We start from the raw sequence: 7,206 nt of genomic DNA, 5'->3' as shown, positions 1-7,206 counted from the left end.
ACATCGTCGCCCACCACCTCACCGTCATGATCACGCTGAGTGAAGCGGCGATCGCCGCGTCGGCCAGCTCACCGGAGCGCGCCAACGACGTTATGCGCAGCGTGGCGGACACCGGGCGGCGCGCGCTGGCCGATACCCGCCGGCTCCTCGGCGTGCTGCGCCAGCGCCCCAGCCAGGACCCCGGTCAGGACCCCGGTGGATCCCTGCAGCCCGTCCCCGACCTCACTCAGCTCGACACGCTCATCGAACAGGTCCGGTCCGCGGGACTGGACACCACGCTGGAGATCCACGGCCAGGCACCTGACGTGCCGGCCGGCGTGCAGCTGACGGTCTACCGGCTCGTGCAGGAGGCCCTCACCAACACTCTCAAGCACGGTGGACCTGGCGCCCGCGCCTCGGTGCGCCTGCGCTACCTCCCCGGCGAACTGCTGGTCGACATCGACGACGACGGCGCGGGTGCCGCTGCCCACGAGCCCGCGGGCATCGGCAGCGGCCTGCTCGGCATGCGGGAACGGGTCCACGCCTACGGCGGCGACGTGCAGGCCGGCCCCCGCGGGCCCAGCGGCTGGAAGGTCTCCGCACGGCTGCGCCTGGACAGCGGCGACGCCCCATGATCCGGGTACTGCTCGTCGATGACCAGTCCCTGCTCAGGATGGGATTCCGGCTGATCCTCGAGGCAGAGCCCGACATCGAGGTGGTCGGTGAAGCCGGGGACGGGGCGGCCGGGGTGGGCATGACATCAGCCCTGCACCCCGACGTGGTGCTGATGGACGTCCGGATGCCGGGGACGGACGGGATAGCCGCGACCCGCTTGATCACGGCCGCCGAGCCGGCAACCAAGATCCTGATCCTCACCACCTTCGACCTGGACGAATACGTCTTCGCCGGGCTCAAGGCCGGCGCCAGCGGGTTTCTTCTCAAGGACGCGCCACCCGCCGAGCTGCTCACCGCCATCCGCACCGTCGCCGGCGGCGACGCGGTCCTCGCCCCCACCGCAACCCGCCGACTCATCGACCAATTCGCCCCCCTGCTACCCGGTCCCGGTCGGCAGCACGAGCGGGATATCTTGCTCAGCAAGCTCACCGATCGGGAACAAACTGTCTTCGTCCAGCTCGCCGCTGGGCGATCCAACCGTGAGATCGCTGACGACCTGCATCTGTCCGAAGGAACCGTCAAGGTCCACGTCGGACGCATACTTGCCAAGCTCGACCTCCGCGACCGCGTCCAGGCCGTCGTCCTGGCATACGAGTCCGGCCTGATCACTCCAGGCAGCTAAGCCTTCAGGCGGTGCGGCGTACGCCTTGCGGCTAGATGCGGCCGTCAGGGTGTAGCCGCCAGGCCGATGCCGCGCCAGGTGGCCGTTGCCTAGCGTTGAGCCATGACCTTGAGCCTGATCACCCACCTCGTGCAGTCATACGGCTATTACGCGGTGTTCACGCTGATCGCGCTGGAGAGCATGGGCATCCCGCTGCCAGGTGAGACCGCGCTCATCACCGCGGCGCTCTACGCCGGCACGACCCACCATCTGAACGTCGTGGCGCTGGCGGCCGTCGCGACCTGCGCAGCGGTCATCGGCGACAACGCCGGCTACTGGATCGGCCGGACGGGCGGCCTACGGCTGGCCGAGCGCTACGGACGTTACGTCCGGCTGGACCGCGCGAAACTCAAGGTCGGACGCTATCTGTTCGCCCGGCATGGCGTGAAGGTCGTCTTCTTCGGCCGGTTCATCGCGGTACTGCGGACCTTCGCCGCGTTCTTCGCCGGGGTCAGCAAGATGCATTGGCCCGGCTTCGTCGCGGCGAACGCGGCCGGCGGACTGCTGTGGGCGAGCTTCTACACCCTCGGCGCCTACGCGCTCGGCAACGCGGCGTCCAGTGTCGGAAGTGCGATCCTCATCGTCGGGTACGCGGTCGCCAGCGTCCTCACTGTCACCTCGATCATCGTGGTCCGCAGGTCGATGCGCCGCCTCGAACAACGAGCCGAGGAAGCCTTCCCCGACAACGGGGCTGCAAGCCCGGCTGCGCTGGCAGAAGCCTGCGAGCTGGTCTAGCGGGACCGGACCCGGCCCGGGCCACTCGAATTTGCAGCGCGAGTGGCTCGGGCTGCTTGAAATGCTGGTGGCCCCAGTGTGCCGGACTGCCCGGGCGCGGCGGTCCTGGAAGACCGGCTGGCTGAGGTGCTGGCCAACCACCCGGCCGCCGAAGTCGACCGGCAGGTGATCGCCCAGTTGCGCGCCGTGCTGGACGTGCGTGCTGGGGATGCCTGACGCCGGCGTAGATCTCGACGCATGGGCCGGGCTTCTAGTTAAACTGCCACTATTTCGCCTCAGTTAATGGAAAAAGGTAACCTGACTAGGGCAGCCACAAGCCGCTGACCGGGGGGTGGGCATGATGACGACCGAAGAACCCGATACGGCACCCGGAAAGTCCGGCCGTCGCGGCCGCGCCTCGTCCAGGCCTGATCCGGGCGGCGGAACAGCTCCGGACGTTGGGGTCCTGGTCACGATTCGCTCGCTGCTTCCGAACCTGGCGCCAGTCGAGCGGCGCGTTGCGCAAGCGGTGCTCGACGACCCGGCGGGCGTGGCCTGGCGGAGCATCTCCGAACTGGCCCGCTCCTGCGGCACGTCGGCCACCAGCGTGGTGCGATTCTGCCGCGCGATCGGGCTGCGCGGGTATCCGGAACTGCGGCTCGCGCTTGCCGGGGCGGTGGCGCACGATGATGCGGCGTCGGTCGTGGCAGCGTCCAGCGATATCGACCCCGACGACGACCCGGTGACGATCACCAAGAAGATCGCTTACGCGGACGCGGCCGCGGTCACCGAGACCGCCAGCCGGCTCGATGTCGGCGCTCTGGTCAAGGTCGTCGACGCGCTCGCGGTGGCGAACAGGATCGACATTTACGGCGTCGGCGCGAGCGGCCTGGTGGCCGTCGACCTGCAGATAAAGCTGCAACGGATCGCCCGGCCCGCCTACGCCTGGCCCGACCCGCACCTGGCGGCCACCTCCGCGGCGCTGCGGGACAAGGGCGACGTCGCGGTCGGCCTGTCGCACACCGGGACCACCGTGGACACCATCGACGCGCTTACCGAGGCCCGCGCGCACGGCGCCACCACGGTCGCGATCACGAACTTCCCGTGGTCCCCGATCACCGAGGTCGCGGACTTCGTGCTGCTGACCGCCGCGCGCGAAACGGCCTTCCGGTCCGGCGCCACGACCAGCCGGATCGCTCAGCTCACCGTGGTGGACTGCCTGTTCGTCACCCTGGCGCAGCGCGACCTGCCGCGCACCATGGACGCGCTGGAGCGGACGTTCGCGGCCGCACAGGCGAAGCGCGTCCGCCGCGCGCGGCACCCAAAATCATTATCCCGAACGGGCGCGGCTGACTCCCCAGGGTCAGCTCAGCCCTTGACCCCGCCGGCCAGGCTGGCGCGGTTGATCTGCCGCTGCGAGGCGATGAACAGCAGCACGACCGGCAGTGAGACGATCACGACGGCCGCGGCCAGCAGCGTGAACTGCGACTCGTTGGAGCCGTAGAAGGTGTAGATCCCCTTCGTCACCGGCGCCAGCGACGGGTCGGCGAGCAGCACCACCGGTCCGATGATGTCGTTCCACACGCCGAGCATCGCGTACAGGAACGCGATCAGCAGCGCGGGCCGGGTCAGCGGCACGATCACGCGGCCCAGGTAGGACAGGTAGGACGCGCCCTCCACCCACGCCGCCTCGTCAAGCTCGGTCGGCACGGACGCGAGCGAGGCGGTCAGCACCACCACCGCGAGCGGCAGTCCAGGTATGCCCGCCATCGTAATGTGCAGGAGGATGTAGCCGATCCGGCTGTTGAACAGGCCGAGTATGCGGGCCTCGGCGTACATCGGGATGATCGACAGCGGCAGGAACAGCCCGACGAACACGAACGTGTACAGCAGCGAGTGGCCGCGCAGCAGCCGCCGGGCGATCGGGAAGGCGATCAGCAGGCCCAGCGCCACCGCCAGCGCGGCGGCCACGACCGAGTACAGCACGGTGTTGAGCAGCTCCGGCCCCAGGTCCGCGCTGTTCCACGCGTTGCCGAAGTTGCTCACGTCCGGCGACCCAGGCGTCATCGGCGAGTTCAGGAAGTGCGACGGCGACTCGAACGCCATCATCACCACGTACAGCACCGGCAGCAGGAACAGCAGCGTGATCAGCACGCCGACCGAGATGCCTGACACGAGGCGCGGGCGTCTCATCCGAACAGCCTCCGTTCCCGGCGGCGCAGCAGGGCCAGCATCGGCAGGGCCACGATCAGGGTCACCAAGAACAGCACCACGCTGACCGCCGCGCCATATCCGAGATTCGAGTTGAATGACCCGAACGCCACGTTGTAGGACAGCATGCCCAGCGTCTGCGTGCCGTACTGCCCGTCGGTGAGCACGTAGATCAGGTTGTAGGTGGTGAACGCGCCGACCACTGCCAGCATCACGTTCAGCGTCACGAACGGGGCGAGCAGCGGGAACGTGATGCGGCGCAGCCGCTGCCAGGCGCCCACCCCGTCCATCGCCGCGGCCTCGTACAGGGCGGGATCGATCGCGCGCAGGCCGCCGATGAACACCAGGGTGGAGAAGCCGACGTTCTGCCAGATCTGCACCAAGATCACCAGCGGCATGGCCCAGTTGTCGGAGCCGAAGAACGCGCTATGGATGCCGAACAACCCGAAGAACGACGTCATCGGGCCTTCCTGCGAGTTGAAGATCAGGAGCCAGACCAGGCCGACGACCGTGACCCCGAGCGCGATCGGCAGGAACACGAGCAGCCGGCCGACCGCCGCGAACTTACCGCCGCCCACGAGCTTGTGCGCGAAGAGCAGGGCGAGGAGGTTCTGGCCGAGGGTGACGGCGACGACGAACACCAGCGTGGCGACGATAGCCGGGTCGAAGCCGGGCGCCTCCGTGGAGAACATCGAGGTGTAGTTGGAGAACCCCAGGTTGTGCACGGCCGCGCCCGGCAGCGCGGTGTAGTCGGTGAACGAGATGATGACGTTCCCCACCATCGGCACGATGGCGAACAGCACGTAGACGCCGACCCCGAGCAGCAGGCCGCCCCACATCATGACCCGGGACGGGCGGCTAAGCAGCCGGGTCGGCTTCGGCCGGCGGGCTCGCCGCGACGTGGCCGCGCTGGCACCGGCCGGGGTCACGGCTGGGCGCCGTGACCCCAGTCGGAGCGCCGTCACGACGTCTTCCAGTCCTTTTCATAGGTGGCGGCGGCCTGCGCGGCCGTCATCTTGCCCTGGATGACCGACAGTTGCAGGTCCGCCCAGTTGGCTGCCTGGTCGTAGTACCCGTTGCTTGGCGACAGCGCCGGGTACAGCACGTCCTGAAGGACGCCCTTGCCGAACCAGGACCCCATGACCTGCGACGCGAAGCCGGTGAACGTGCCGCTGTTCTGGCTCGAGGAGATGCCGGTGATGTTCACGTACTGCGCGTAGATCGACGGGGAGGAGAAGAACGACAGCCACTTCATCGCCGCGGTCTTGTTCGGCGAGGAGTTGAGCACGTAGTACGTGAGGTCGTTCTGCGCGTAGGCCTGGTTGTCCGCGGCCTTGCTGCTGAACGGCAGCGGGAAGTAGCCGAGTTGCAGCTTCGGGTTCGCCGAGTGGAGGGAGGACAGGTCCCACGACCCGTCGAGTTCCATCGCGTACTTGCCGGCGGCGAAGTCACCGCCTGCCATGGTCTGCCACGGCGCGCCGGTGTAGTTCGGCTCCAGGTACTGGGCGATCTGCTTCTCCTCGGTCATGCCCTGGATGAAGGCCGGGTCGGTCCACTTGGCGGTCCCGTTCATCAGGGCGGTGGCGAGGTTCCCGCCTGGTGCCTTCGGGTACCACAGGTCGGTCATCGCCTCGTAGTAGATGAACTGCAGGTAGATCGGGCCGACACCACCGAGCGCGGTGTAGATGGGCTGCACGCCGTGCGACTTGAGCGTCTGGCTAAGGGCCAGGAACTGGGCGAAGGTGGTGGGCGGGGTCAGGTGGTACTTGGCGAAGATCTGCTTGTTGTAGAACACGCCTTCCTGGTACGCGCCCGAGACAAGGCCGTACGTCTTGCCCTGGTAGGTCTCCGCCTGCTGCGCGGCCGTCGTGTAGTCGCTGAGGAAGCTCTGGCCGTTCAGCGGCGCGAATGCCCCCTTCGTCACATAGAGCTGGATCGGGGTGGTGTTCGAGGTCGTCAGCTGCTTCGGCAGCGGCAGGAGCGGGAAGTTGGACGTGACGATGTCGGCGGTGCCGGAGTTGACCGATTGCTGCAGCAGGGTCTCGTACGGGCCGTTCACGTTGGCCGCGGTCTGCAGCTTGACCTTGATGTTCGGGTTCGCCTTCTCGAACTCCGCGTCGATCTTGTTGATCGCCTGGACGGCGGGCGGGTTCACCCAGGTGATGATCTTGAGTGTGGTCGTCCCGCCGCCGCTTCCGCCGGAGCCGCCACTAGAGCAGGCGGCTGCGACGACCGTCACGGCGACGGCCAGCGAGCCGGTCAGGATTGACCGGGTCCTCTTTCTGAGCGGAAACTTCTTCACTAGCATCAGCTGCTCCTAGCGTTGGCGTTCACCGCGGCGACCACGGTAGGTAATTTTCGCGCCACCAAGCCGACATGTAAAGATCTTACGATAACTGTCCATTACCTGGCATTTCTTTACTTAAACGTAACAGCGCGCGCATCTGCTGCGCGACGCCGAGCGCGGCGCGCACGGTACCGTCTGTGGCGTTGAGCGCCTCCCGCGCCTGCTGTGCGCCCACTCCGGCAAGCAGCGCCACCAGGGCCGTGGGCAGGTCGCCGCCCGCCTGGGTCAGCACCGCCTCGCAGGCGGCCTCATCCGCGCCGGAAGCCTCCCGCAGCATGCGCACCCGCCGCACCCGCAGCTTGTCGTTGGTCGCGCTGGCCTCCGCCATCAGGTTCGAGTACGTCTTGCCGAGCCGCACCATCAGCGCGGTGGAGAAACCGTTCAGGATGAGCTTGAGCGCCGACGTGGCCTTGAGCCTGGTAGACCCGGCGATCGCCTCAGGGCCGGTGTCGGCGACGATGGCGACCCGGGCGAGCGACCGCAGCGGAGAGCCGGGGTTGCAGGTGACGACCGCGGTGAACGCGCCCCGCCGCGCCGAGGCGGTCAGCGCACCGGCGACGTACGGGGTACGGCCGCTGGCGCTCAGCCCGATGACGAGGTCGGCGGCGGTGACGCCGGC

At 68.1% G+C, this 7,206-nt stretch carries 8 protein-coding genes and 1 pseudogene; 5 read left to right on the top strand and 4 right to left on the bottom strand.

Going from position 1 to position 7,206, the window contains the following annotated elements; genetic code table 11:
* The 5 genes from WA805_RS16505 to WA805_RS16485 form a co-directional block, all read left to right on the top strand.
* Window positions 1-614: sensor histidine kinase (locus WA805_RS16505; RefSeq protein ID WP_425242775.1), on the top strand; the 614-nt coding region annotated here is incomplete at its 5' end.
* Window positions 611-1,276: a response regulator gene (locus WA805_RS16500; RefSeq protein WP_422289413.1), complete on the top strand. Its 666-nt coding sequence runs from the start codon at window positions 611-613 to the stop codon at window positions 1,274-1,276. The genes WA805_RS16505 and WA805_RS16500, both read left to right, overlap by 4 nt.
* 102 nt (window positions 1,277-1,378) lie before the next feature.
* Complete coding sequence (locus tag WA805_RS16495) at window positions 1,379-2,050, top strand: DedA family protein (protein ID WP_425242774.1); 672 nt, start codon at window positions 1,379-1,381, stop codon at window positions 2,048-2,050.
* A 78-nt stretch (window positions 2,051-2,128) separates the two neighbouring features.
* Window positions 2,129-2,266, top strand: coding sequence for a hypothetical protein (locus WA805_RS16490; protein ID WP_425242773.1), 138 nt, complete (start codon window positions 2,129-2,131; stop codon window positions 2,264-2,266).
* Between the two features lie 121 nt (window positions 2,267-2,387).
* A complete protein-coding gene (locus WA805_RS16485; protein ID WP_425242772.1) occupies window positions 2,388-3,533 on the top strand; it encodes a MurR/RpiR family transcriptional regulator in 1,146 nt (381 codons plus the stop codon).
* Here the strand turns inward: WA805_RS16485 and WA805_RS16480 are convergent.
* The 4 genes and pseudogenes from WA805_RS16480 to WA805_RS16465 form a co-directional block, all read right to left on the bottom strand.
* Window positions 3,488-4,096, bottom strand: a pseudogene (locus WA805_RS16480) (carbohydrate ABC transporter permease); the annotation flags it as partial. The gene WA805_RS16485 and the pseudogene WA805_RS16480 overlap by 46 nt on opposite strands.
* A 122-nt stretch (window positions 4,097-4,218) precedes the next feature.
* Window positions 4,219-5,205 (bottom strand): carbohydrate ABC transporter permease, encoded by a 987-nt coding sequence (locus tag WA805_RS16475; RefSeq protein ID WP_422327224.1) that lies wholly within the window; start codon window positions 5,203-5,205, stop codon window positions 4,219-4,221.
* The gene (locus WA805_RS16470; RefSeq protein WP_422284813.1) at window positions 5,202-6,548 is read right to left on the bottom strand and encodes an ABC transporter substrate-binding protein; all 1,347 of its coding nucleotides are present in this window, start codon (window positions 6,546-6,548) and stop codon (window positions 5,202-5,204) included. Before WA805_RS16470 ends, WA805_RS16475 begins: the two co-directional genes overlap by 4 nt.
* 79 nt (window positions 6,549-6,627) lie before the next feature.
* Window positions 6,628-7,206: N-acetylmuramic acid 6-phosphate etherase (locus WA805_RS16465; RefSeq protein WP_422284811.1), on the bottom strand; the 579-nt coding region annotated here is incomplete at its 5' end.

The organism is Trebonia sp. (assembly GCF_049794275.1).
GTDB lineage: Bacteria > Actinomycetota > Actinomycetes > Streptosporangiales > Streptosporangiaceae > Trebonia.
Note: the sequence above shows the minus strand (reverse complement) of the source record. Positions and strands in the feature narration are given on the sequence as shown.